Raw genomic sequence first — 23,320 nt, forward strand, 5'->3', positions numbered from 1 at the left:
AAAATAGTAAATTTTCTGAATTTTCTATCCAAATCCGAAGAATGAGAGTTTTTCTAAAAATGCTACGTCTATCACAAAAAAAGTCTCTAGGAAACCCTAGAAACTTTTCTTCCTTATAACCAACCCTTTTCTTGGGCAATTTTTGCCGCCTCAGTCCGGTTTTCCGCATCCAACTTGGTCAGAATGGCTGACATATAATTGCGGATGGTCCCGTTTGAGAGGAATAAGCGATCAGCAATTTCTTGGTTAGAAGCCCCTTTTGCGACTTCTTTTAAAACTGCCTTTTCTTGAGTGCTTAGAGGATTGGGATGGGTCAAGATCCCTTCCATTAATTCAGGCGAATATTCTTTTTGCCCTGCTAAAACTGCATGAAGAGTCGCCATCAAATCCGTAATGCGGCGTTCTTTTAAGACATAGGCATCCACTCCAGCCTTGAGGGCCCGCTCGAAATAGCCCGGCCGCTTAAAAGTGGTAACGATGACGACCTTGAGCTGGGGTTGTTGACTTTTAGCCCATTCCAACACCTCTAACCCTGTTTTGATGGGCATTTCGATATCTAAAATCGCAATATCGACTGGATGTGTTTCGAGTAAATGAATGGCCTCTTGTCCATCGCCAGCCTGCAAGACATCTTCCACATCCTCTTGTAGGAGCAAGAGCTGGCAGAGCGCATCGCGCAACATACTTTGGTCTTCAGCAACTAATAAACGCATCTTATTTCCTTTCTTGATAGGGGATCCGTATTTCTATCCGGGTCGGCTTGTGTTGATGACTGATCTCCAGCTCTCCTCCCAACAAGGCAATCCGTTCGCGAATCGAGTGCAGGTCTTTGTCAGAGACCTTGTCAAAGCCGATGCCATTATCTTCTGCGACCATTTCTACACCTGTTTCGGTGGAGCGATAAGAGAGAAGGGCCTGCGTCGCTTTAGCGTGTTTGATCATATTGGTAGCTAATTCCAGAGATACCATGGCCAGAGCAGATTCTAGAATCGGCGAGATGCTAGCAGTATCAAGCTCGTTTTGAATCTCCACTTTGATTTGAGCTACTTCCAGCATTTGCTTGACGGTTTCTAGCTCTCTTGCCAGGGTTCGCTGCTTCAGGTTCTCGACAATCTCTCGGACTTGGTGCATGGACTCTTGACTGATGGCTTGAATCTCTTGCACCTGTTCCTGGGCCTTCTCAACCTGACCCAATGCCAAGAATTGATCAGCTAGGTCCGCCTTGACACTGAGCATAGCAAAGGTGTGTCCTAGACTGTCATGCAGATCACGGCCAATCCGATGGCGCTCGTTTTCTGCCAGTAAGAGATTGATCTGGGCATTTTGCTTGGCATGGTCAGCTTTCAACTCTTCCATCATCCGAATCCGAACCATGCCGTAAGTCATGGCATGGGTAAAGAAGAAAATGATGATTAAAAATACCCATTCATACTCCATCGCATTCTGTTTGAAAAAGATAACTCCAAAAAGTAGGAATTGCGATAGAAAAACTGTCCAAAGATAAGGAGAGCGAAAATTGCAAATCTCAAAGTGATAGACTAACAGGTTACTGATGAAGAAATAAAACCAAAAATAGTTGGCGTTAATAAAAAGAGTATTTCCTGCTACATAGGCTAGGAGGTATAGCCAACAAATCCAGGTCAGCTTTTTGTTTTCAGTAATCAAGACTCCTAGATAGGAAGCAATAAACAAGAGGGCTAAAAAGAAGTGCCAGTAGGGGACCTCCCCTAATAAAATAGAGATAAAGGGAAAGCCCATAAAGACTAGGCTAGCGTAAAACATATAATGGATACGCTTGAGTTTTTCAATCATGAACGAACCTCAGAATGACGACGATAAACAATGACAAGGGTAAAGAAGACCAGGGTAAACAAGGTTAAATAGACACTAGCGAGAACATTGATCTGCCCCTTATTTAAAAAGGTCTTAATCAGTTCCATCAATTGATAGGTTGGTAGGCATTTGCCGATGGCTTGCATCCATTCTGGAAAGAGGCTAATGGGCATCCAAAGGCCACCCATGACAGCAAGCCCCATATAGAGGAGATTGCCCACAACAGACATCAATTGACTAGAAGGAAGCAAGGTCAAGACCAGACCAATCGCTACAAAAGCTAGACTTCCTAAGATGAGAAGGAAGGCTCCTAAGACCCAATCCTGCAGGGGCATATTCACATGCCGCACCACATGTCCCACGGTAAAGACAACTACAATCGATAGGAGAAAATCGACAAAGAGACCCACAACCTTTATTAGATAATATTCTACCATAGATACGGGGGTATGGCGCAAGACTTTTTGCCAATTATTGAGTCGATCGGTTTCAAGAACAGTTGGAAAAGAAAAGATAGCCGTAGACATCATGGAAAAAGCCGTCATGGAGAGGAGATAATCCCTCATAAAGTGAGCGGGGGCCCCTGGCGTGTCCTGGTACATCCCTGAAAAGAAGAGATAAAAGGCCGTGGGCATCCCAATTGATAACAAGTAATAAATAGCTTGGCGACTGGTCAAATGCCACTCAACCACGCCGAGAGCTTTCATGCGTTTCATCTTCTCTACCTACTTCCTTTGTATTTTCAAAAATAGAATCCAATAAACTTCGATTGGTTACTTCGATTTTTTGGATCGAACATCCTTCTTCTTGTAATCGACTCCACAAACGATTGGCGTCCCGTGTCACAACCTGAAGGGCATCGGGTTTAATGACCACTTGACCAATGTCTTCCATCTCTGCCACTAGAGCTTGGTAGCGCAAAGGCAAGGTAAAATGTTTTTCTACCTCTTCGCTTCTCATAGCTAGTGGAGTCGTATCCCGAAGCAAATGCCCCTGATGCAAGACCAAAATTCGATCGGCTGTGTGCTCTACTTCCTCGATGTAATGGGAAGAATAGACAATAGTTACACCTTGGTCCTTTAAATGCCCGACGATTTCCCAAAAGCGTTGGCGAGTGGACGTATCCATTCCCGCAGTTGGCTCGTCCAAAAACAAAAGACTCGGACAACCAATCAAGGTTAGAACAAAGGATAAGAGGCGCTTTTGACCACCAGACAACTTACTAGCCAATTGCTTCTTTTGTTCCAGACTGAATCGCAATAGATCATCAATTTCTTCCCATGTTAAGGGGTTGGGATAAATAGAGCGAAAGAAGTTGATCAGTTCCTGCACGGTTAGCTTTTGCACGATAGCATTCTCTTGAGGGAGATAAGAGACACTAGCCTTTAACTGAGGATGACCAGGAGCTTTTCCCTCTACTTCAATAGTTCCAGAAGTCGCCTTCCTATCTCCCAGCAGACAGTTCATCAAGGTTGTTTTCCCAGCTCCGTTTGGTCCAATCAAGGCCAGACAATCCCCTCTCTCCACTGTGAAAGAAAGATCTTCTAGGATCACCTTTCCTTTGATACTTTTGTTCAAGTTCTCTACTCTAATGACACTCATGAGACTCTCCTTTCAAGCATGCTTGGCTAGCTGAAATGATGACAAAAACGACTAAGATCACTCCCGTTTTTTTCATTGCTCCATCTCCTTTTTAACAGCCTTGATCATTTTCAATCCTTCTTGAACCGCCCAGCTCATGATGCCAATCCCAGCAAATAATTCCCAAGGAAAATGGTAATAGAGACTATCATCCTTTGAAAAGATCAAATAGACGACCATCCCCACCACTGTTAACGTAAACACTTTATAGAACCATTGTTTCATTTTTCCTTACCTCTTACTTTCTGACTATATTATAGCGAAAGAAAATAACAGCCACTAGATAATTTTGTCACTCGCTCACATGACAAAAGTCACTAAAAAAAGCCAAGTGACTTCACTCGACTTTTTCTATTCTTCTTACTGACCTTCTTCTTTCATGCCATGCAGTTTCAAGGCCTTGACCAAGGCATCTGCCTTCATGTTTTTCAAATCATTGAGACCAGCATCTTTGAAGTAAGAAATTTCTTCAAGAGACTTGGCGTCAATTTGGTTGAGGTCAATCACACTGGTTGAGAGCAATTTTTTCTCTGGTGTGACTGTGTATTCCAAACTAAAACCGGGAACAGTTTTTAGCTTCTTATAGTCTTCATTTTGCTCCAGCAAAGCTTGAATGGCTGCTGTGAGCTCTTCAGGTGACTTTTCTGCTGCGATGGTCCCAAGTTGTTGGGGCAGATCGGCCGTCACTTCGATGCGAAGGTTTTCAACCTTATCTCCCTTAGACTTGATGATATCCCGGTGTTTTGTCCCATTGATATCTCCTACTAAGGTTGTGGTTTTTTCTTCATTTTTTACTTCTTTTTTAACAGAGGAACTGCTAGATGAGCTAGCGGTTGTAGTTTTCTTTGTTTGGGATTGCGAACAACCAGTCAATACCAAAATGGCTAGCCCAAGGGTTACAAAAAATTTCTTCATTTTTATAACTCTCCTTTCACATACTGATACCAGTATAACATATCGCATCTTTCTTGTCTAAAAACTCCACTGCTCAAACCATTTCCCCCTCTTTTCAAGCTCTTCCATTTGAATAAAAAACTGATGAATGTGAGACTTTTTGCAGAAACCTCTTTTTCTCACGAATAAAGCTTCCGTGTAGGGGGCACTTCAATCTCAATTCCTCTGAATCACGCTGCTTTCATAGGGAATCTCCTCGTTTTTCTATATACAAAAAAAGGTTCCGAAAGGAACCTTCTGTTCAATTATTCTACACTAAACAAGTATGGGTAGACAGGTTGGCCACCTTGGTGGATTTCTACTTCTACATCTTCGTATTTTTCAGCAAGGGCTTGGGCCAATTCATTTGCCAACTCCTCACTGCCGTCTTCACCGACATAGATGGTCACAATTTCACTGTCTTCATCCAACATATGAGCGAATGTTTCTTCCAAGGTTTCCATCATATCTGGATTTGAAACAACGATTTTGCCATCGACCATTCCAAGATTATCATTTTCATGGATTTCAAGCCCATCAATAGTGGTATCGCGAACTGCTGTCGTTACACTACCAGACACAACATCACTCAATGAAGCGCTCATGCGTTCGTAGTTTTCTTCGATCGACTTGCTTTCATCAAAGGCAAGAAGACTAGTCAATCCTTGAGGGATGGTCTTGGTCTCAACAACTGCTGCAGGTTGATCAATCACTTCTGCTGCAGATTGAGCCGCCATCAAGATATTTTTGTTGTTTGGCAAGATAATAATGTTGCGCGCATTCAACTCTTCAACTGCTTTGACAAAGTCTTCTGTTGATGGGTTCATGGTTTGACCACCAGAGATGATGTAATCCACTCCTTGCGCTTTGAAGATATCCGCTAATCCGTCACCCGCAACGACTGCAATGATGGCATATTCTTTTGCTTCAGCTGGTTTCGCTTGGCGCTCTTCTTTTTCAACTTGTGCTTCGTGCTGGTTGCGCATGTTGTCGACTTTTACCTTGACCAAGCTACCATATTTCAATCCTTCTTGCATGACAAGACCTGGATCTTCAGTATGGACGTGGACTTTGACGATTTCATCATCGTTGACGACTAATAGAGAATCTCCAAGATTGTTCAAATAGTTACGGAATTCGTCGTAGTCAAAGTCTTTGACATAGGTTGGACCTTGCTTCAAAGCCACCATAATCTCTGTACAGTAACCAAACTTGATGTCTTCAGTAGCCACATGGCCAGCGACGGACTTGTGGTGTTCTGCATTAATCATTTCTGACATGGTTGCAGGTGTTGCTTGGAACTCTTCAGAAGCGATGAATTCACCTGTCAAGGCTGACAAGAATCCTTCATAGATGAAGACCAACCCTTGACCACCAGAGTCTACCACGCCAACTTCTTTCAAGACTGGCAACATATCTGGAGTCTTAGCAAGAGCAGTTTTAGCTCCTTCAAGAGCGGCACGCATGACTTCTACTGCATCGTTGGTAGATTCTGCTTTTTTCTTGGCCCCGATAGCTGCCCCACGAGAAACCGTCAAAATGGTTCCTTCAACCGGCTTCATAACGGCTTTATAAGCAACTTCTACACCAGACTGGAAGGCTGCTGCAAGTGCTGCTCCATCCAATTCTTCTTTGTCTTTGACACTTTGAGAAAATCCGCGGAACAATTGAGAAGTGATGACTCCTGAGTTCCCACGCGCACCCATCAAGAGGCCTTTAGCAAAGATCCCTGCCGCTTCTCCAACAGTTGATGCAGAACGGTCAGATACTTCTTTGGCCCCATTTTCGATGGTCATTCCCATATTGGTTCCTGTGTCCCCGTCTGGTACAGGAAAGACGTTCAAAGAGTTTACATATTCCGCTTGTTTATTTAAGCGCGTAGCCCCCGCTTGAACCATTTCTTGAAATAAACTTGTAGTAATATTAGCCACGATTATTCTCCCACAATCTTGATATTTTGAATATAGACATTCACAGTATCCGTAGTGATTCCAAGTTGATTTTCCAAACTAAATTTCACACGTTCTTGAATATTTTTTGAGACTTCGCTGATCTTTGTTCCATAGCTCAAAACAGTGTAAACATCAACTGCGATAGTTCCTGCTTCCGTTGTTTTGACAACAACACCTTTAGAGAAGTTTTCTTTCCCTAGGAGGGCTTGGAAATTATCTTTGATCGCATTTTTGCTGGCCATTCCAACCACACCGAAGATCTCAGTAGCGGCACCGCCTACAACAGTTGCGATAACCTCATCAGTCAATTCAATTTGACCGTCCTTTGTATTGATTTTTACTGTCATAATTTCTACCTCAAAAGTATTTTATATTCTATTTTACCATAAAAGAGATCAGCTGTAAAAGGGTAGGGATTATTCTTCTCCCGCTGTGACAGCTGTCTCTAGAGAAAAAGAAAAGAACCTCTATGAGGTTCTATATTCTTTATTAAACGCGTTCTACTTTACCAGATTTCAATGCACGAGCTGAAGCCCAAACTTTTTTAGGTTTACCATCGATAAGGACAGTTACTTTTTGAAGGTTTGGTTTTACGGCACGTTTTGTTTGGTTCATAGCGTGTGAACGGTTGTTACCTGATACAGTCTTACGACCTGTGAAATAACATACTTTAGCCATTTCTGTGTTTCCTCCTATTAGATCTAATATAACGGATGTGCTAGCACCACATACCGTACTATATTACCAAAAAAAATCTCTCTTGGCAAGCTTTTGGCCAAAGTTTTTCATTTCCGACTTAAGAAAACGAATTCGCTCCGACATAGATAATTTCCAGATTTCCTAAGGAAACATCGCCCGTAATGTAGAAATCCTTGCTTGTCAGAGCACTTGGATTTTCCTGATGTTGGATCGCTGAGAGGGAATTATCCACATTTACATGGACACGCCAATCACTTGGTACATAGAGACTCAAACTTCCAAGGGAAACATCGACAACAAACTGAGCAGATGGACCCTCGATGCGGCAATTGTCAAAATAAACCGATGCTTCTCCCATACTCACATCTGCACTTCCGCGGGTAAAGTGTTGGTCATTGAGATATTTTGTCACTGTTGAAAAAGTGACATCAATGTCATTGCCATCCGACTTACTCATGGACCCAGCAGAATAGGAAGCTAGGCGGGCTTTTGTTTTCTTAGAGGGTTTAAACAAAATGTTGAGCCCAATCACAGCGAGAATTGAGGAAAGGATGACAACCGAATTGGACACCGGAAGGAAATGGTATTGCCCATTGAGACAAAAGAGGGCTAAAAGTCCATAGATGAAGCCCCAACCAAAATGGCGTTTTAAGAAACTTGAGAGGGATAGGACTGCAAGCAAGGTGACCCAAGCTAAGGTCCAGATGCTAATGTCCCATTTTACAAAATAGCCTTGTAAGAGGATTAAGGCTGCTAAAAGGATTAAGAATACTCCGATTAATTTTTTTCTCATGATATTACCTCATTTCATTTAGTCGTTCTTTTAAGAGTTGATAGTAGCGTCTGGATACGTGAACCTGCTTATGGGTCTGATAGAAATTGACCGTGCTGGTTCCTGAAAAAGACTTTTCTAGAGAATAGATCTGCTTTGCGTTGACAATGGTGGATTTGGATATCCGACAAAAGGCGATGGGAAGCAGCTCCTCCAACTCATAGAGCTTCTGCTTAACCTCATAGGCCTCGTCCTTGGTGTGACCAAAAATCTTCTCCCCGTCCGTCTCAAAAAAGAGGATCGATGCCACATCCAGAAAATACTCACTTCGATCCTTGTAAAAGGCCAAAGGAGCAACTTTTTGTTCTAGGATTCTCTCTTGCAGCTGGGTCAACTCCGGGGTCAAGCGCGGGGCTCGAATCAAGATCTCAGGCTCGTCCATTGATGGATCCAATTCGATTCTAACTTTCATAAAACTCCTTTCCCAACGTTTTGATAGTACCATTATAACAGCTGTTGAAAACAAAACAAGGGCTTTTCAGTAAGTGGCACGTTTTCCCCATCAAGAGGTCATTTTTGAGAAGTAAAAAAGAGAGTGGGACAGAAATCGGTCATTCGTTAGAATTCGATTTCGTCGTCCCACCTCCGCACAGTTGAGTAGGGCTGTAAAAGCTGATGAAATCAGCATAGTAGAGCCCACTCAACCACTGCGTCTTGCTCTACAATCCAAAGACAATTGAGAGGCTAGGATTTTTATCCCAGCCTCCTTTCTTTATTTATTGCTTTCCTTGTCCGGTAAAAGAAAACTAAGACCTACGCAAGCGAGCACACCTGCTGTGATGACCAGACCATTTGAAACCGGCAGGACATCGTAAATCGCATTTGCGATCATAAATGCGATCAAGGCGCAGATAACACTTGCCTTGTAATCTTTTTTCAAGAGATTTTCAAGTGTAAAGAATGCAAATAAGAGAACAGGAAATAGGGGCCAGATGTTCACATCGAGCTTTGGAAAACCAACCATTCCCATTGTGACAACCGCAAGAGCAACCAAAATAAATCCAAGTCCAAGTAGTTTTTTCATCATCATATACCTCATTTTGATTATTCGGAAGTATTTCTTCCTTTGATGATTCTATGATAGCAGAGAGCTCCTACGGAGACAAGGACTTTTGACTAAGTGGTCAAAAATGGCGCCTATGTGGTCAAAAGAAGGAGCGAGACCGAACGAATATGTGATCACCATTATTCATCGTCTCGCTCCTTCAAAGCAGATTTTTTCTATGCCGATTGCAGGGATCGAACCTGTGACCTACGCGTTACGAGTGCGTTGCTCTACCAACTGAGCTAAATCGGCGATTACCTTCTTAGTATAGCACTCTGATAGCGGATGTCAAGCACTTTTAGTTGATCTTTTTAATCAGAATCTGACATGGATTCTGTGGATCCCATAGTTGCGGAAAAATCTCTAATTTTTTAAAACCAAGACTGCGATAAAAGACATTTGTTCGGTCATAATCTTTATTTGAACCTTCTGCGACTGTTTTGACCTGTAGGTAGTCCACTTGTTTGACTGCTTCTCTTTCTATAGTCGTAATTAATTCCCTTCCAATTCCTTGACCTTGGAATGATTTTTTCACGCCTAGACAGTCAATTTCAGCACAATCTTCACTCGAATATGATAAACTTATAAACCCTACTACATCACTTTCTTGATAAGCAGCCCAAACTCGTAAATCCTTAGCTCCTTCAATGTAGGCTTGCGTGCTTTCTGGTATTCCAAACCATTCTGGCAAATCCCTTAAAATCTCAGCGACAACTGCCATTTTTTGATCTTCACCCTTGACTTCTTTAATTACAAACATCATAAGTTCCTTTCTTGATTTTAGTCTTACTTTACCTCTTACGAACCAGCACTTTCGTAAGCATCCAATCCCCTATCCCAAAGTTTGAGGGAAATAACAAAGAAAACAAGGGAAATCAGAATCAAACCACCAATATTAAAGAGTCCATCCTTGTCCTGCAAGAAATAGCTGGCAGGATAGTAGGCCGTAAAGGCGAAAGGTACAATAAAGCTAATTAACCAACGAAGGAGCGAATTGTAAATAGAAATAGGATACTTGGCAAAATCATTAAACATATAGAAAATGTAAATCATGGCACCTGACTGCTTGGTCCAAAAAGCGATGCTAGCTGTCGCGATTTTTAAAGAAGTGTAAATCAAGGTCGCAAAAGGAATACAGACTAGAAAAATCAGAAATTTTGGAAGAGTCCAAGAGATGCTAGTTACTGTTGTTCCTAATAGAATGCCACCGACCAAGAGTTCACCCAAGGCATCAATCTGAAAGGTCTCAACGAGGATGTGAAAGAGAGGATTGATAGGACGAGTCAGATACTTGTCAAACTCCCCTTTTCGAACTAGTCGTTGACCTAAAGCCCAGAGATTGTCAAAAAAGAGATGATCTAGTCCCTTTGGAATTAAGGAAAATCCATAGATAAAGGCAATTTCTTGAAAAGTCCAACCTTCTAGGGAGGGAATGTGTTGAAAGATGACATTGAGAAACAAGAGGTTCAGGCCTTGAGTCAGAAAGACTCCCAACACACCAACCACAAAATCGACCTTGTATTCCATGATTTGCTTGATGTACTGTCTGATAAAAATCAGATGCATGCGTTGATATTTTTTCATACTAACCTCCCTGAATGGTGATAAATGACTGGACTCGTTTCCAAATCAACTGAGACAAGCCCACCATCACTATAAGCCAGAAGAACTGTAGCAAGATAGCTTGAAGAATCTGACTGGCATCGTATTTCCCAACAATGATCATGACCGGAGTGTAAATTAAGGATGAGAAAGGTAAGAAGGACAGAATATCTGAAATGACCTTTGGAAAGAAAGCCAAGGGAATCAAACTCCCAGACATAAAGGCCACTATGGAAGTCTTAAGTAGGTTGGAACCCCAAAGATTTTTAAATACAAAGGCTGAAAATCCAAAGCAGATATTAAAGAAAAAGTTAATCAGATAGGCCAGCGTTAAGCTAAAAAGATAAAGGGTAGTTAGTCCCAGCACTTCTACAATCCCTTGCCCAGATAAGATTTTCATCAAAACAATGACACTTAAAAATGGCAGTCCAACAGAGATAAAAATCAACCACTTGGAACCAAGCTCCGTAAAGAGGTAAGAAGCCGCAAAATGCACTGGTCGCAACAAGCGCATGATAATGGAACCATCCTTGACCTCATCACCAATCATAAAGGAAGAATCCGACCTAGTCAGAAGATTAGTCACAAAACTCATGATGATGTAGAGGGTGATATCCGCCATACTGAAGCCCTGAATCAAAGGCTCCTGGGTGGAATCAAAGACAGCCTTCCATAGATAAAAAGCCACAAAAGCACCCATGACATCGCCAATCCGATAAAGAATAAAGTTGACTCGATAGCTAATCAACTCCTGAATCCCTGCATTGATAAAGGGTTTATAACGTCTCCACAATTTGACCATCTTAGAGCTCCTTTCGATAGAAGCGACGGATAATATCTTCAATATCCGTATCTACCATCTTCAAATCACGGACCTCAAAATCAGATAAGGTTTGTTTGATAATATCGGCCGACTGGTAGCGGGAACTATCGAATTCAATATTGAGAGTATTTCCTTGTCTATCAATGGACATATCAGGCAAACCCTCATAATGAGAGACTAGATGATTTTGACCTGGCGTTAGCTCAAAGGAGAGAGTCTTCATCTTTCCAAAGGTCTCCTTGAGCTGGCTCACCGTTCCATCAAAAATCTCTTGCCCCTTATCAATCATAAAAATCCGATCACAGAGTTGCTCAATATCACTCAAATCATGAGTAGTCAAGAGAATAGTTGTCTCTTCCTCCTGATTAATCTGGGTAATGGCCCGACGAATGTTGTCCTTGACCGACACATCCAAGCCAATAGTCGGTTCATCTAAAAAGAGAACTTTGGGATTGTGAAGCAAGGAAGCCGCAATATCCGCCCGCATCCGTTGACCTAGTGAAAGAGTCCGCACAGGATCCTTGATAAATTCCTTCAAATCCAAGACTTCATTCAAAAAGTCCATACGCTTATGGAAAAGCGAGTCCGGTACATCATAGATCTCTTTCAAGACCGTGTAAGTCTCTTGCAGAGCCAAATCCCACCACAACTGGGTACGTTGTCCGAAAACGACTCCAATATCCTTGACATAATCTTGGCGATTATCCTGGGGAATCTTGCCGTTAATCCGACAAAAGCCAGATGTGGGCTTCAAAATTCCTGTCAGCATTTTGATGGTGGTTGACTTCCCAGCACCATTTGCCCCGATAAATCCTAAAATCTGCCCTTTTGGAACTTCAAAAGTTAAATCCTTGACCGCTTCAAAGGTCTGCTTTTCAGGATGAATAAAGGAGCGCAAGGCTCCCTTTAACCCCGGCTCCTTAACTGTCTTCACAAAATTTTTCCGAAGATGTTGCACTTCTATCATTGCCATATCTATCTCCCTATCGTAAGAAGCAACATTGTATTTTTGACTACAAATATTCTAAATCCTTACTTTCTACACTTACTCAATATTATTACAGAAGGCTTTATACCAACCTATTATAATCCAATAAAAAAAGGAATGCAAGCGTTTGCTTATAGATTATGAAATTAGAAATTTCTCTCTTGAAATAATGCTTTTGAGTCAGAAATTCTGGTTTAATAGTTTCCTTAAAACACCAAAAAACCTGCCCTTAGGGGCAGGCTTATTGTTAAGAAAAAGAATTTTTTTAATCGAGAAAATTAACGATTCTACTGTTAATCCTTCAGCATTTAATTATTATCATCAGTCTCAATGGATTTTTAAGCCCTCAATTATTCTCTAAAAATTCTTTAATACGAGAAACAATAGCATCGCTTTGATAATGATAGAGGTCGTGAGGCGCATCCATATAGTCGACTTGAACATTCGACTGGTTTCTAGAAAAATCTTTTGCATAGTTCTGCCACTTCGATTGACTAAAGGTCGTGCCTTCACCGTTAGAAACCAGGAGTAAGGCTGGAATTTTCGGATTAATGCTAGATGGAACTTTCTTGGCATTTTCCTTTGCCAAACGGGATTCATGAAGCATGGCTTGTGACATCAACTGCTTATATGCTAGTAATTTATATTGTTGTCGTTCAGTTTCAGTCAGAGTTGGATTTTTTATATAAAAGGACTCAGGGAAATAGCGTAATAAGCCAATCTTACTGCTCCAATAAGCCACAGTAAGCAAGGCCTGATTATCCTTTAAATCTTCATAACTCGCTGGCAAGGCCCAATCCAGGCCAATCAAAGCCTTCACTTCATTCGGATATTTCTCTTGCCAAGCAAGACTCTCTAAACTAGCCATAGAATGCGAAATAATCACATAAGGACCTGAAACATGAGCTTGCGCCAAAGCTTGACGCGTCTCAGAAAGGACCTCCATCACATCTCTTGAACGATCACTATCTTCACTAAAACCATATCCTGCTCGCTCCACGACAACAACCTTGTATTTTTTGGATAGGGGATCTGATAGATTCTTAAAGTCTAGGATAGGAGAGGCGATACCTGCACCAGAAAGAAAAACGATTGTTTGAGGCCCTTCTCCTTTAACAGAGATATTCATTCGATGTCCATTGACTGTAACTTGTTTACCAATAGGTGTGAGAAGCTCACTTTCATTTCGTAAACTGAATTGATGAAAAACAAATGTATCACCTAAAAAGAGCAGGAGAAAGCCACAAACGATCCAGCTCCACAGTTTGAATTTTTTCATAGGCATATTGTACAAAAATTAACCCCTGGAAGCAACCTTCCCCATACAAAAAAACAAGATCCACATGGGACCTTGCTTTCCTGTTTTTAATTAAGCTTTGCCTTCTGAACCGAATACGTCGATACGTTCTTCAACAGCTGCAGTAATTGCTTCGAAACCTGGTTTCAAGAATTTACGTGGGTCGAAGAGTTTCTTCTTGTCGTATTCTGCTTCGTTTGCATCGTATTCACGTACGAATTGACGAGTAGCATTTGCAAATGCGATTTGGCATTCAGTGTTCACGTTAACTTTTGCAACACCAAGTTTGATCGCTGCTTGGATTTGATCATCAGGGATACCTGATCCACCGTGCAATACGATTGGGAATCCTGGAACAGCTTCAGTCAATTTTTGCAAGTGGTCAAGGTGAAGACCTTTCCAGTTTGCTGGGTAAGGACCGTGGATGTTACCGATACCTGCAGCCAAGAAGTCGATTCCTGTAGCAACCATTGCTTTAGCGTCTTCGATTGGTGCCAATTCACCGTCACCGATGATACCGTCTTCTTCACCACCGATAGTACCAACTTCAGCTTCTACTGAGATACCTTTAGCATGAGCTTTTTCAACGACATCTTTCGCCAATTTAAGATTTTCTTCAACTGGAAGGTGTGAACCGTCAAACATGATTGAAGTGTAACCAGCTTCGATACATTCAAGAGCATCGTCGTAGTGACCATGGTCAAGGTGAATAGCAACTGGTACAGTGATACCCATTGATTCTACAAGGTTTTCAATAAGGGCTTTACATACTTTGTAACCACCCATGTATTTAGCAGCACCCATAGAAGTTTGGATAAGTACTGGAGCTTTCTTAGCTTCTGCTGCACGCAAGATAGCTTGAGTCCACTCAAGGTTGTTTGTGTTAAATCCACCAACTGCATAACCATTGTCACGAGCTGCTTGGACAAATTTTTCTGCTGAAACGATTGCCATTAGTCATAGGCCTCCTATATATTTTTGTGGGGCTAATCCCACTTACATTGTTTATTTTATCACTTTTTAGATGAAATTGCTAGTTTTTCCTGTGGCTTTAAGCGATTTCTTACGATAAATGAGGAGGAACCCTCTCCCTCCTAAGACTTCCATCCTATTCAAAAAGCAAAAAAGGAGCTTAACCCCTTTCAATCTTTCTCTTTAAAATTTTTTAACGAAAGGAGAAAAGCAATCCCGCAAATCACAAAGGATACCGCTGCAACCCATTGAGAATAGAAATAAGCAGCAAATAACTGACTGTCGGTAAATATTTTTCCAAGAAGTCCGTTTAGCACTCCCTCAAGAACGGGAATATTCTCACCCACAGCAGGGATTGACGCAAGAAAGAGAATAAAGCCCGCTATCAGAAAGAGATGAAGAATCCATTTTTTGATTCTTTTTTCATCTCTGAGCAGATACTGAGACGCCATCGCAATTAGAAAAATGAAAACATTCCATATGTTTAAGGCAATAAAATATCTAAAAGTATCCTTGTATGCGCCTATCGCCATCGCTAAAATCAGGATAGGACCGAAAAAATTAATGGCACTTCCCAATAGTGCAAAGAGGCCATCGACCAAAACCAGATACTTTTTCTTCATGTTCTCACCTCATCTCACACCTATTCTACCACAAAGAAATTTGAAAACAAAAAAAAGATAGCCGAAGCTATCTTGATCCGATGCGGAGAGAGGGACTTGAACCCTCACGACCTAAAGCGGTCACAGGATCCTTAGTCCTGCGCGTCTGCCAATTCCGCCATCCCCGCGATTGAGTACTTTACTAGTATATCAATCAACGACTTTTTTGTCAAGATTTTTTTCAAACTTTTTTCAGAGTTTGTCATTTTTTCACAAAAGGGAGTGGGAAAGAACTCCGACTAATTAAAAAGAGTTCGTCTTCCCACCCCCGCACAGTTGATTAGGTCATCTTTGGAGCTTGGAAAGCGAACAAAGATGCCAATCAACCACTGCGTCATGTAGTTATTACTATTATAGTCCAAAGGCTGGACACTTATTGCCCAGCCTTGATTCTCATTTGCTATCGTGGTTTTCAACTGCCGCTGTGATGAAGGCTGTGTAAAGTCCTTCTGGGCGGTTTGGACGGCTTGACAATTCTGGGTGGTATTGGCAAGCAACAAAGAATTTGTTTTCTGGGATTTCAACGATTTCGACCAAACGGTTGTCTGGTGAAACGCCTGAGAAGACAAATCCTGCTTCTTCGAACTGTTCACGGAAAGCATTGTTAAACTCATAACGGTGACGGTGGCGACGTTGCACCACTTCTTGATTGTCATAGGCAGCGGCTGCTTTTGATCCTCGTTTGAGTTTAGATGGGTAAAGACCGAGACGGAGCGTTCCTCCCATGTCTTCCACATCGATTTGGTCCCGCATGATATCGATAATTGGATACTTGGTTTCTGGATCCAATTCGGATGAATTGGCCCCTTCCAAGCCTAAAACGTGACGGGCAAATTCGATACAGGTTAACTGCATACCCAAGCATACACCCAACATTGGGACGTCCTGTTCACGCGCATACTTGATGGCTTGAATTTTTCCTTCTGTTCCCCGTTGACCAAAACCACCTGGGACAATGATCCCATCCGCATCTCCAAGGAGTTCTGCCACATTTTCAGCTGTCACATCATTGGCATTGACCCAATTAATCTTGACCTCTGCATCATTGGCATACCCTGAGTGCTTCAAGGCCTCAACGACAGAAATGTAGGCATCTTGCAATTCTACGTATTTTCCAACCAAGGAAATCTTGACCTGCTTCTTGAGGTTCATGACCTTATCGACCATTGCAGACCATTCTGTCATATCTGCTGCAGGAACATCCAATTTCAAATGGTCACAAACGATTTGGTCCATATTTTGTGCTTGCAAGTTCAATGGGATTTGGTACAAATGTTCCACATCAAGTGACTCGATGACAGCTTCTGGTGCCACATCACAGAATTGAGCCAACTTGTTCTTAATTCCTTGACCAGCTGGTTTTTCTGTACGAATGACCAACATATTTGGTTGAATCCCAAGACCACGCAATTCTTTCACAGAGTGTTGCGTCGGCTTGGTTTTCATTTCTCCCGCAGCCTTCAAGTAAGGAAGAAGGGTGGTGTGGATGTACATAACATTTTCAGCACCGACATCTGCCTTCATTTGACGAAGAGCTTCAAGGAATGGAAGGGATTCAATGTCTCCAACTGTTCCCCCGACTTCTGTGATGATGACATCTGAATCCGTCGTCGTCGCTGCCCGTTTGATCTTCTCTTTCAAGGCATCTGTGATATGAGGAATGACCTGTACAGTTGCTCCCAAGTATTCTCCACGACGTTCCTTACGAAGGACCTCACTATAAATTTTCCCTGTCGTTACATTTGAGTACTTATTCAGATTGATATCAATAAAGCGTTCATAGTGACCAAGGTCCAAGTCTGTCTCTGCGCCATCGTCTGTGACAAATACTTCCCCGTGTTGGTAAGGACTCATTGTCCCTGGGTCAATATTGATATAAGGGTCAAATTTTTGGATAGTCACTTTCAATCCACGATTTTTGAGCAAGCGACCAAGACTTGCTGCGACAATCCCTTTCCCGATGGATGATACGACACCACCCGTGACAAAAATATATTTTGTTGACATGTGCTTTCCTCTTCTTCTAATGTTGTAGAGGCCATTCCTCTTTGCAGAAAAAACAAAAATAGCTCCCTAATCCTTAGGGAGCTCCGACCTCAAAATGAGGTGCCCGAACAATATCTTACCGCAAATGGTCTACTTTGTCAAATTGAAAATTTCATGAAAATGATTTTCGCTGTTTACACGACCTTTTCCACTCCATTTTGTGTGACGAGAAATTTCTCAAATTGAAGCTGAGGCATGCAAAGAGCAAGGTCCTTGTGGATTCGTTCTAGCGCTTCTAAACGCATCTCGACTGACGTCTCGGTATTTCCTTGGATGACAAAGAGGGCGTTTTGCGTACTCTCCTCAAATTTGTAATGGTCACTATCGCGTACATCCAACCAAGCCAGAACTCCTTTTTGATCCCGGTAGACAGGATCTGTCGGTGCGACATGTTTTTCACTAGAAAGGATAGGGAGAAAGAGATCGTCTCTTTGACTCACTGTAAATTCAATCGGTCCCTCAATCTTATCTAGGTCATGTCCTCCGATCGCGAGAAAAGACTTCAGAGATTCGACATTATAGATATCGATGATGCTATTGATCTGAGGAAGAGCACCTCGATGCTGGATGTTTCGGATAAGAGCTAGGACTGTTGGTGGATTTTTCTTGATGCTACGCCCTACTTTTTGCAAAAGGTCTGTATACCCTTTAATGACAGGAGATACCACTACTTCTTCTGTCTGACACTGGAGCGCCCATTGTTCAAGCTCTTTCTTCTTTTCAAGAAAAGAAGGGAGCAAAACTGCTTGAGGATCCACATTTCTAGCAATTCCGACCACAACCGTATCAATACCAAGAGCTACTAAACTTTGATCTAAACGAAAGTCCATCTGGAACACCTCCTATTGGGAAACCCTACACGTTTATCATACGACATTTCATCACTTTTTTCAATGCAAACAAAAAGAGAGTGGGACAGAAATCGGTAATTCGTTAGAATTCGATTTCGTCGTCCCACCTCCGCACAGTTGAGTAGGGCTGTAAAAGCTGATGAAATCAGCGTAGTAGAGCCCACTCAACCATTGCGTCTTGCTCGACAATCCAAAAACAATTGAGAGGCTAGGACTTTTGTCCCAGCCTCTTCTTATGATTTATTCTTCTTCCTCGTCTTCAGAATCCTCTTCTTCGTCGTCTTCTTCGCTTAATTCAACTTCCTCACCCAAATCATCTGGTACGATTTCATTGATTTCAGCATCGTAAGCTTCGACTTCACTCTTTTCATCATCTGGATTTTCTTCATCATATGAAAGAGCTGGATCTGCTTCGTAAACTTCTTCATCTTCTGGATCGTCGTCGTTGTAGTCGATCGCATCTTCGTCTCCATCCATGAAGGCATTGACACGTTTTTTCTTCCGTTTCTTAGGAGTTTCATCTTCATCTGTTTCTTCAAGAGCGATGATTTCTTCGTCAACTTCATCGATGGCATACCATGAACGAAGTCCCCATTTGTTATCTCCAAGTGGGATAAAGCTTCCATCTACATTCAATTCTGTGTAGAACAATGGAAGAGCTTCACGGATCTCGCTGTTTGATTTTTCAAGGTAATTTTGAATTTCATTTACAAGATCGCTAAAGTACATTTCATGGTCACGTCCGCGTAATTCCAAAATCGCACGCGCCACTTCAATCATAGAAAGTTCACTTTTTTCTTGTCCAGCAAATACTTCTAATTCCAAGGGTAAATCTCCTTATGTTTCATTTCCTAAATGGAGAAGGATCCGGTCTTAAACCTCATCCTATCCTCAATGATAGATTGAAAACTTCTCGTCACTAAATCTATCACGCATTTTATCGTTACACTCTATTGTACGATAAATTTCCCCTTTCGTCAAAGGAAAATTCCAGGATTCTCCATGAAATCAAAAAAAGAAGAGCCTCACGGCTCTTCTTTTTTATCTCAATTATTTTACTTTTGCTGTGCTTGTGATCACGTTCACTGCTTTCTTCACTGTGATGTCATGTTTCAACATTTCTGGTGAAAGAAGGTTGCGAACTTGTTCAACTGGCATGTTGTAATCTGCTGCCAATTGTTCGATTTCAGCGTTGATTTCTTCTTCAGTTGCTTCGAAGCCTTCTGCTTTCGCTACTGCTTCAACCACAAGGTTTGTCTTCGTACGGCTTTCAGCTTCTGCTTCGTATTGTTTGTGAAGATCTTCTTGAGTTGTTCCAGTGATTTGGAAGTACATTTCAGGTGAGATACCTTGACGTTGCATGTTTCCAAGGAACTCGTTGATTGAACGGTGTACTTCTTCGTGGATCATTTCTTCTGGAAGGTCAACGATTTCAGCGTTTTCAACGGCAAGATCGATTGCTGCTGCTTCTACTGCATCATTGTATGCTTCTTCTTTAGCTGCTGCCAATTCTTTGCGGTATTTTTCTTTCAATTCGTCAAGAGTTTCAACTTCTTCGTCGATGTCTTTTGCCAATTCATCGTCAAGAGCTGGTACTTCTTTTGCTTTTACTTCGTGGATAGTTGTCACGAATTTCGCTTCTTTACCTGCAAGGTCAGCTGCTTGGTAGTCTTCTGGGAAGGTTACGATCACATCAACTGTTTCACCAGCAGAGTGTCCAACCAATTGGTCTTCGAAACCTGGGATGAATTGACCTGAACCAAGTCCAAGTGAGAAGTTGTCACCTTTACCACCGTCGAATTCAACACCGTCGATAGAACCTACGAAGTCGATCACAACTGTGTCGCCTTCTGCTGCAGCACCTTCTTTGACAACCAATTCAGCCAAGTTGTTGCGTTCGCGTTCGATACGAGCATCCACATCAGCGTCTGTTACTTCTTTAGAAACTTCTACTGATACTTCAAGGTCTTTGTAAGCACCCAATTTAACTTCAGGTTTTGTTACAACAGCTGCTGTCAATGTCCAGTCTTGACCTTTTTCCATAGATACAACATCGAAAGTTGGTTGTGCAACAACTTCGATTCCAGCTTCTTTAACAGCTGCTTCGTATGCTGCTGGAAGAAGATCGTTCAAAGCATCTTGGTAAAGAGCTTCTTCACCAAAACGTTGGTTGAAGATTGGACGTGGAATATGACCTTTACGGAATCCAGGTACGTTCAAAGTTTTCTTAACTGACTCAAACACACGGTCCAAAGCAGGTTTGATTTGCTCTTGGCTGATTGTGAAAGTCAATACACCGTGGTTAGTTTCTTTGTTTTCAAATGATACAGACATTCTGTCTCTCCTTAAAATAATATAGTCATTCCTTATAATTTTACCACAAAACTTTGAAATTGCAAGTTTTAAAACGTTTTTGCCTCTCTTTTCATCCAAAAAAACTAGCCCTTAAAAGCTAGTTCTGATTATGATTTTCGGATGGGATCATCGAGGTAGAGAGCACGGGCGCCACCGATCAATTTTGGCCGACTGGCGAGGGCTGTGACATGGGCTCCACCTAGTTCACGCAAGATAGGGCGAATTGGAACTTGCACGTGTTTGACGTGCATCCCCACCGAGGTATCTCCGATGTCTAACCCGGCTTGGGCTGTGATAAATTCCACCTCAACAGGATCCTTAAAATACTTGAAAGCTGCGAGTTGTCCAGCACCTCCTGCATGGAGACTCGGAAGGACATTGACGATTTCTAACTCCTTCTTGTCCGCCAATTCTCTTTCGACCACCAAGGCGCGATTGAGATGCTCACATCCTTGTACCGCCAGATAAATCCCTCTTGGATTCAACTCATCTAGCAAGGTCTGGACAATAGCTTCTGCAAGGTCGATGTTGGAGGCTTTTCCAATTCGCCCTCCTGCAACTTCGCTTGAAGACATCCCGAGTACTAGGATCTGTCCTTGGTGGAGACGGCTTTTTTCCAAGACGTCTACCAGGATTTCTTTCGTATCCTTCTTCAGTTGCTCCAGCTCCATGAATTAGCTTCCTTTCTTTTGAAATGCATAATAGACCACATAGCCTAAAGCCATTCCAACAAAATTCTGAGCGAGGTTATTCGGAATGTCCGAGATAGCAGCACCCCAGCCATTGCCTAAAAAGAGAGCAGAAGCTAGTGCATAACCGCCTACCATGACGACTGTCGCAAGAAGCAAGCCTAGGTAACGAGCTTTGCCCTTGAAGCCAGCGAAATAGCCTTGTCCCCCGTGAAAGAGGAGGCTAAAGAACATCCACTGAGGATAGCCTGAAATGAGATCGAGTAAGAAGGCTCCGACACCACCGACAATAGCACCTTCCTTACGTCCAAAATAGAAGGCTGTGAAATACACTCCAAGATCTAGCAGGGTGACGATCCCTGTAGGAGTTGGAAGTTTTGTATAGTAGCCAAGTACAACTGTCAAGGCTGTCAAAATGGAAAGGCGGGCAATGAGTTGAGTTCGATTAGATGTCATATTGTACTACTCCATACTGGTCTGAATGTTGAATCGCTTGGAAAACAAAGTCTTTAGAGGCTTTAACAGCTTCAAGTGGAGATTTCCCTTGCACCAACTGGCTGGAAATGCTAGATGCAAAGGTACACCCAGCTCCTGTATTGTTCTTTTCTAAGACCGGCTCTTCAATGACGGTGAAGTCTGTCCCATCATAAAAGACATCAATGGCCTTTTCTTTATTGAGACGATTGCCTCCTTTGACCACGACATTCGCCGCTCCTAATTCGTGGAGCTTGCGCGCTACCGCCTTCATATCGTCGAGCGATTGAATCTTGCTTTGGGTCAAGATCTCAGCTTCTGGCAAGTTCGGCGTGATGATGGTCACATAAGGGAAGAACTTGATCAATTCGTCTCGAAGAGCTGAAACTTCTACATCATGGCTTTCCTTGCAGACCAAGACAGGATCTAGTACCACAGGGATCTCCGCATGGGCTTTTACATAGTCCAAGGCCAAGTCTGCCACTTCAACATTTGGCAAAAGACCGAGTTTAATAGCAGAGAAAGGAACATCTTTGAGGGAGTTGAGCTGTTGAACAAAGGTCGTCGGATCCACCGGAATCACTTCAAAACCGTGCTCCGTCATAGCGGTCAAACAAGTCACCGCCACAAAACCATGCTGTTTATTAGTCGTATAAGTTGCAAGGTCTGCGTGAAGACCTCCCCCACTAAAAATATCATTTCCTGAAATAGCTAGAATCAATTCATTACTCATAACGGATCTCCTTTAAATATAAGCCATTTGGCGCTGCTGTAGGACCTGCTAGATTGCGGTCCTTCTTTTCCAAAATCAGATCGATCTGCTCAATCGGCATCCGATCATTTCCGATCTTCAACAAAGTTCCCACCATATTGCGGATTTGCTTGTAGAGAAAACCATTGCCCGAAAAGGTAAAGACAAGGCGATGATGTTCTGCATCCTCGACCAAGCGAGCCTCTGTAATCGTACGAACCTTATCTTCCACACTGGTTCCTGAAGCTGTGAAACCGGTAAAATCATGGGTTCCCTCCAACTTTTGGATGGCTGCTTGCATCTTTTCCACATCCAAAGGATAAGGATAGTGGGTGGCATAGTGGCGCATCATGGGGTTCTTGGGACGACCATAATCCACGATGAATTCATAGGTCTTGCTGTGCTTCTTGTAGCGTGAGTGAAAGTCATCTGCTACTTGCTCCACTCGGATGAAATCAATATCCTCTGGGGTTTGGGTATCGAGGGCAAAGCGGAGCTTTTCCCCATCCCGCGATTGGGGGAGATCAAAATGAATCACCTGGCCAAGAGCATGGACACCTGAATCCGTTCGCCCCGCTCCATGAACGGTAACAGGGGTTCCTTGATTGAGGCGCGTCAAGGTCTTCTCGATTTCCTCTTGCACACTGCGGGCATGCGGTTGACGTTGAAACCCTGCAAACAAGGTCCCGTCATATGAAATGGTTGCTTTGTATCGTGTCATGGTTTTATTTTAGCAGGATATAGAAGGGGTTACAAGAGTGAAAAAACCAAACTGTCCGGGTACAGTTTTGCGAGCACAAAAAGAGGCTGGGACAAAAGTCCTAGCCTCTCAATTATTTTTGGATTGTCGAGCAAGACGCAGTGGTTGAGTGGGC

27 protein-coding genes and 2 tRNA genes are annotated in these 23,320 nt (G+C 42.5%); all 29 read right to left on the reverse strand.

All coding sequences use genetic code 11. The annotated features are described in order from the left end of the window. Positions 1-113: 113 nt before the first annotated feature. On the reverse strand, positions 114-713 hold the full coding sequence (locus ACESR9_RS09485; RefSeq protein ID WP_340281786.1) for a response regulator transcription factor: 600 nt from the start codon (positions 711-713) through the stop codon (positions 114-116). Between the two features lies 1 nt (position 714). Continuing rightward, a complete protein-coding gene (locus tag ACESR9_RS09490; RefSeq protein WP_340281784.1) occupies positions 715-1,812 on the reverse strand; it encodes a sensor histidine kinase in 1,098 nt (365 codons plus the stop codon). Next, on the reverse strand, positions 1,809-2,549 hold the full coding sequence (locus tag ACESR9_RS09495) for an ABC transporter permease (protein ID WP_373106363.1): 741 nt from the start codon (positions 2,547-2,549) through the stop codon (positions 1,809-1,811). The genes ACESR9_RS09490 and ACESR9_RS09495 overlap by 4 nt, the downstream gene beginning before the upstream one ends. After that, entirely contained in the window at positions 2,518-3,435 is a 918-nt protein-coding gene (locus ACESR9_RS09500) for an ABC transporter ATP-binding protein (protein ID WP_373106364.1), read from the reverse strand. The genes ACESR9_RS09495 and ACESR9_RS09500 overlap by 32 nt, the downstream gene beginning before the upstream one ends. Before the next feature lie 72 nt (positions 3,436-3,507). Next, a complete protein-coding gene (locus tag ACESR9_RS09505) occupies positions 3,508-3,699 on the reverse strand; it encodes a hypothetical protein (protein WP_014712940.1) in 192 nt (63 codons plus the stop codon). A 135-nt stretch (positions 3,700-3,834) separates the two neighbouring features. Beyond that, positions 3,835-4,389 carry an SP0191 family lipoprotein gene (locus ACESR9_RS09510; RefSeq protein WP_023919327.1) on the reverse strand — a complete coding sequence of 185 codons (555 nt, stop codon included), beginning with the start codon at positions 4,387-4,389 and terminating at the stop codon, positions 3,835-3,837. 284 nt (positions 4,390-4,673) lie between these two features. Beyond that, entirely contained in the window at positions 4,674-6,338 is a 1,665-nt protein-coding gene (gene fakA, locus ACESR9_RS09515) for a DAK2 domain-containing protein (RefSeq protein WP_373106365.1), read from the reverse strand. A 2-nt stretch (positions 6,339-6,340) separates the two neighbouring features. Further along, positions 6,341-6,706: an Asp23/Gls24 family envelope stress response protein gene (locus tag ACESR9_RS09520; RefSeq protein ID WP_003004393.1), complete on the reverse strand. Its 366-nt coding sequence runs from the start codon at positions 6,704-6,706 to the stop codon at positions 6,341-6,343. A gap of 142 nt (positions 6,707-6,848) precedes the next feature. After that, complete coding sequence (gene rpmB / locus ACESR9_RS09525) at positions 6,849-7,037, reverse strand: 50S ribosomal protein L28 (RefSeq protein WP_001140948.1); 189 nt, start codon at positions 7,035-7,037, stop codon at positions 6,849-6,851. A gap of 118 nt (positions 7,038-7,155) precedes the next feature. Next, positions 7,156-7,851, reverse strand: a complete 696-nt coding sequence (locus ACESR9_RS09530) for a LiaF transmembrane domain-containing protein (RefSeq protein WP_013904689.1) — start codon at positions 7,849-7,851, stop codon at positions 7,156-7,158. 4 nt (positions 7,852-7,855) lie between these two features. Next, a complete protein-coding gene (locus ACESR9_RS09535) occupies positions 7,856-8,302 on the reverse strand; it encodes a LytTR family DNA-binding domain-containing protein (protein ID WP_003004160.1) in 447 nt (148 codons plus the stop codon). Between the two features lie 300 nt (positions 8,303-8,602). Then, on the reverse strand, positions 8,603-8,914 hold the full coding sequence (locus ACESR9_RS09540; protein WP_049471759.1) for a LiaF transmembrane domain-containing protein: 312 nt from the start codon (positions 8,912-8,914) through the stop codon (positions 8,603-8,605). Between the two features lie 200 nt (positions 8,915-9,114). Continuing rightward, positions 9,115-9,187: transfer RNA gene (locus tag ACESR9_RS09545), tRNA-Thr, on the reverse strand. Between the two features lie 46 nt (positions 9,188-9,233). Then, complete coding sequence (locus ACESR9_RS09550) at positions 9,234-9,695, reverse strand: GNAT family N-acetyltransferase (RefSeq protein ID WP_003017336.1); 462 nt, start codon at positions 9,693-9,695, stop codon at positions 9,234-9,236. A gap of 38 nt (positions 9,696-9,733) precedes the next feature. After that, positions 9,734-10,519 carry an ABC transporter permease gene (locus tag ACESR9_RS09555; RefSeq protein ID WP_023919332.1) on the reverse strand — a complete coding sequence of 262 codons (786 nt, stop codon included), beginning with the start codon at positions 10,517-10,519 and terminating at the stop codon, positions 9,734-9,736. A gap of 1 nt (position 10,520) precedes the next feature. Then, positions 10,521-11,339: an ABC transporter permease gene (locus ACESR9_RS09560; protein ID WP_373106366.1), complete on the reverse strand. Its 819-nt coding sequence runs from the start codon at positions 11,337-11,339 to the stop codon at positions 10,521-10,523. A 1-nt stretch (position 11,340) separates the two neighbouring features. Beyond that, positions 11,341-12,333 carry an ABC transporter ATP-binding protein gene (locus ACESR9_RS09565; protein ID WP_155199281.1) on the reverse strand — a complete coding sequence of 331 codons (993 nt, stop codon included), beginning with the start codon at positions 12,331-12,333 and terminating at the stop codon, positions 11,341-11,343. 361 nt (positions 12,334-12,694) lie between these two features. Then, positions 12,695-13,633 (reverse strand): alpha/beta fold hydrolase, encoded by a 939-nt coding sequence (locus tag ACESR9_RS09570; protein WP_373106370.1) that lies wholly within the window; start codon positions 13,631-13,633, stop codon positions 12,695-12,697. An 84-nt stretch (positions 13,634-13,717) separates the two neighbouring features. Next, the gene (locus ACESR9_RS09575; RefSeq protein ID WP_003004573.1) at positions 13,718-14,599 is read right to left on the reverse strand and encodes a class II fructose-bisphosphate aldolase; all 882 of its coding nucleotides are present in this window, start codon (positions 14,597-14,599) and stop codon (positions 13,718-13,720) included. Positions 14,600-14,787: 188 nt separating this feature from the next. Further along, positions 14,788-15,240, reverse strand: a complete 453-nt coding sequence (locus ACESR9_RS09580; RefSeq protein WP_070505436.1) for a hypothetical protein — start codon at positions 15,238-15,240, stop codon at positions 14,788-14,790. 81 nt (positions 15,241-15,321) lie between these two features. Continuing rightward, positions 15,322-15,407 (reverse strand) — tRNA-Leu (locus ACESR9_RS09585). A 265-nt stretch (positions 15,408-15,672) separates the two neighbouring features. Beyond that, positions 15,673-17,286: a CTP synthase gene (pyrG, locus tag ACESR9_RS09590; protein WP_003004055.1), complete on the reverse strand. Its 1,614-nt coding sequence runs from the start codon at positions 17,284-17,286 to the stop codon at positions 15,673-15,675. A gap of 173 nt (positions 17,287-17,459) precedes the next feature. Further along, positions 17,460-18,155 carry a B3/B4 domain-containing protein gene (locus ACESR9_RS09595; RefSeq protein ID WP_227197920.1) on the reverse strand — a complete coding sequence of 232 codons (696 nt, stop codon included), beginning with the start codon at positions 18,153-18,155 and terminating at the stop codon, positions 17,460-17,462. Positions 18,156-18,416: 261 nt separating this feature from the next. Beyond that, entirely contained in the window at positions 18,417-19,001 is a 585-nt protein-coding gene (rpoE, locus tag ACESR9_RS09600; RefSeq protein ID WP_003010182.1) for a DNA-directed RNA polymerase subunit delta, read from the reverse strand. 225 nt (positions 19,002-19,226) lie between these two features. Next, positions 19,227-20,510: a trigger factor gene (gene tig, locus ACESR9_RS09605; RefSeq protein ID WP_003004508.1), complete on the reverse strand. Its 1,284-nt coding sequence runs from the start codon at positions 20,508-20,510 to the stop codon at positions 19,227-19,229. Between the two features lie 128 nt (positions 20,511-20,638). Next, complete coding sequence (locus ACESR9_RS09610) at positions 20,639-21,202, reverse strand: TIGR01440 family protein (protein WP_373106367.1); 564 nt, start codon at positions 21,200-21,202, stop codon at positions 20,639-20,641. 3 nt (positions 21,203-21,205) lie between these two features. Next, positions 21,206-21,676: an ECF transporter S component gene (locus tag ACESR9_RS09615; RefSeq protein ID WP_003010175.1), complete on the reverse strand. Its 471-nt coding sequence runs from the start codon at positions 21,674-21,676 to the stop codon at positions 21,206-21,208. Beyond that, positions 21,666-22,427 (reverse strand): bifunctional hydroxymethylpyrimidine kinase/phosphomethylpyrimidine kinase, encoded by a 762-nt coding sequence (locus ACESR9_RS09620; protein ID WP_373106368.1) that lies wholly within the window; start codon positions 22,425-22,427, stop codon positions 21,666-21,668. Before ACESR9_RS09620 ends, ACESR9_RS09615 begins: the two co-directional genes overlap by 11 nt. Next, positions 22,420-23,166, reverse strand: coding sequence for a tRNA pseudouridine(38-40) synthase TruA (gene truA, locus ACESR9_RS09625; RefSeq protein WP_373106369.1), 747 nt, complete (start codon positions 23,164-23,166; stop codon positions 22,420-22,422). Before truA ends, ACESR9_RS09620 begins: the two co-directional genes overlap by 8 nt. Positions 23,167-23,320: the final 154 nt, after the last annotated feature.

Origin of the sequence: Streptococcus parasanguinis (genome assembly GCF_964238605.1) — a bacterium.
GTDB classification, from domain to species: Bacteria; Bacillota; Bacilli; order Lactobacillales; family Streptococcaceae; genus Streptococcus; species Streptococcus parasanguinis_AJ.

Excerpts from the sequence above, each read along its gene's own strand:
- ACESR9_RS09485 (WP_340281786.1), bottom strand. The coding sequence starts at position 713 with ATGCGTTTATTAGTTGCTGAAGACCAAAGTATGTTGCGCGATGCGCTC.
- ACESR9_RS09490 (WP_340281784.1), bottom strand. The coding sequence starts at position 1,812 with ATGATTGAAAAACTCAAGCGTATCCATTATATGTTTTACGCTAGCCTA.
- ACESR9_RS09495 (WP_373106363.1), bottom strand. The coding sequence starts at position 2,549 with ATGAAACGCATGAAAGCTCTCGGCGTGGTTGAGTGGCATTTGACCAGT.
- ACESR9_RS09500 (WP_373106364.1), bottom strand. The coding sequence starts at position 3,435 with ATGAGTGTCATTAGAGTAGAGAACTTGAACAAAAGTATCAAAGGAAAG.
- ACESR9_RS09505 (WP_014712940.1), bottom strand. The coding sequence starts at position 3,699 with ATGAAACAATGGTTCTATAAAGTGTTTACGTTAACAGTGGTGGGGATG.
- ACESR9_RS09510 (WP_023919327.1), bottom strand. The coding sequence starts at position 4,389 with ATGAAGAAATTTTTTGTAACCCTTGGGCTAGCCATTTTGGTATTGACT.
- ACESR9_RS09520 (WP_003004393.1), bottom strand. The coding sequence starts at position 6,706 with ATGACAGTAAAAATCAATACAAAGGACGGTCAAATTGAATTGACTGAT.
- rpmB (WP_001140948.1), bottom strand. The coding sequence starts at position 7,037 with ATGGCTAAAGTATGTTATTTCACAGGTCGTAAGACTGTATCAGGTAAC.
- ACESR9_RS09530 (WP_013904689.1), bottom strand. The coding sequence starts at position 7,851 with ATGAGAAAAAAATTAATCGGAGTATTCTTAATCCTTTTAGCAGCCTTA.
- ACESR9_RS09535 (WP_003004160.1), bottom strand. The coding sequence starts at position 8,302 with ATGAAAGTTAGAATCGAATTGGATCCATCAATGGACGAGCCTGAGATC.
- ACESR9_RS09540 (WP_049471759.1), bottom strand. The coding sequence starts at position 8,914 with ATGAAAAAACTACTTGGACTTGGATTTATTTTGGTTGCTCTTGCGGTT.
- ACESR9_RS09550 (WP_003017336.1), bottom strand. The coding sequence starts at position 9,695 with ATGTTTGTAATTAAAGAAGTCAAGGGTGAAGATCAAAAAATGGCAGTT.
- ACESR9_RS09555 (WP_023919332.1), bottom strand. The coding sequence starts at position 10,519 with ATGAAAAAATATCAACGCATGCATCTGATTTTTATCAGACAGTACATC.
- ACESR9_RS09560 (WP_373106366.1), bottom strand. The coding sequence starts at position 11,339 with ATGGTCAAATTGTGGAGACGTTATAAACCCTTTATCAATGCAGGGATT.
- ACESR9_RS09565 (WP_155199281.1), bottom strand. The coding sequence starts at position 12,333 with ATGGCAATGATAGAAGTGCAACATCTTCGGAAAAATTTTGTGAAGACA.
- ACESR9_RS09570 (WP_373106370.1), bottom strand. The coding sequence starts at position 13,633 with ATGCCTATGAAAAAATTCAAACTGTGGAGCTGGATCGTTTGTGGCTTT.
- ACESR9_RS09575 (WP_003004573.1), bottom strand. The coding sequence starts at position 14,599 with ATGGCAATCGTTTCAGCAGAAAAATTTGTCCAAGCAGCTCGTGACAAT.
- ACESR9_RS09580 (WP_070505436.1), bottom strand. The coding sequence starts at position 15,240 with ATGAAGAAAAAGTATCTGGTTTTGGTCGATGGCCTCTTTGCACTATTG.
- pyrG (WP_003004055.1), bottom strand. The coding sequence starts at position 17,286 with ATGTCAACAAAATATATTTTTGTCACGGGTGGTGTCGTATCATCCATC.
- ACESR9_RS09595 (WP_227197920.1), bottom strand. The coding sequence starts at position 18,155 with ATGGACTTTCGTTTAGATCAAAGTTTAGTAGCTCTTGGTATTGATACG.
- tig (WP_003004508.1), bottom strand. The coding sequence starts at position 20,510 with ATGTCTGTATCATTTGAAAACAAAGAAACTAACCACGGTGTATTGACT.
- ACESR9_RS09610 (WP_373106367.1), bottom strand. The coding sequence starts at position 21,202 with ATGGAGCTGGAGCAACTGAAGAAGGATACGAAAGAAATCCTGGTAGAC.
- ACESR9_RS09615 (WP_003010175.1), bottom strand. The coding sequence starts at position 21,676 with ATGACATCTAATCGAACTCAACTCATTGCCCGCCTTTCCATTTTGACA.
- ACESR9_RS09620 (WP_373106368.1), bottom strand. The coding sequence starts at position 22,427 with ATGAGTAATGAATTGATTCTAGCTATTTCAGGAAATGATATTTTTAGT.
- truA (WP_373106369.1), bottom strand. The coding sequence starts at position 23,166 with ATGACACGATACAAAGCAACCATTTCATATGACGGGACCTTGTTTGCA.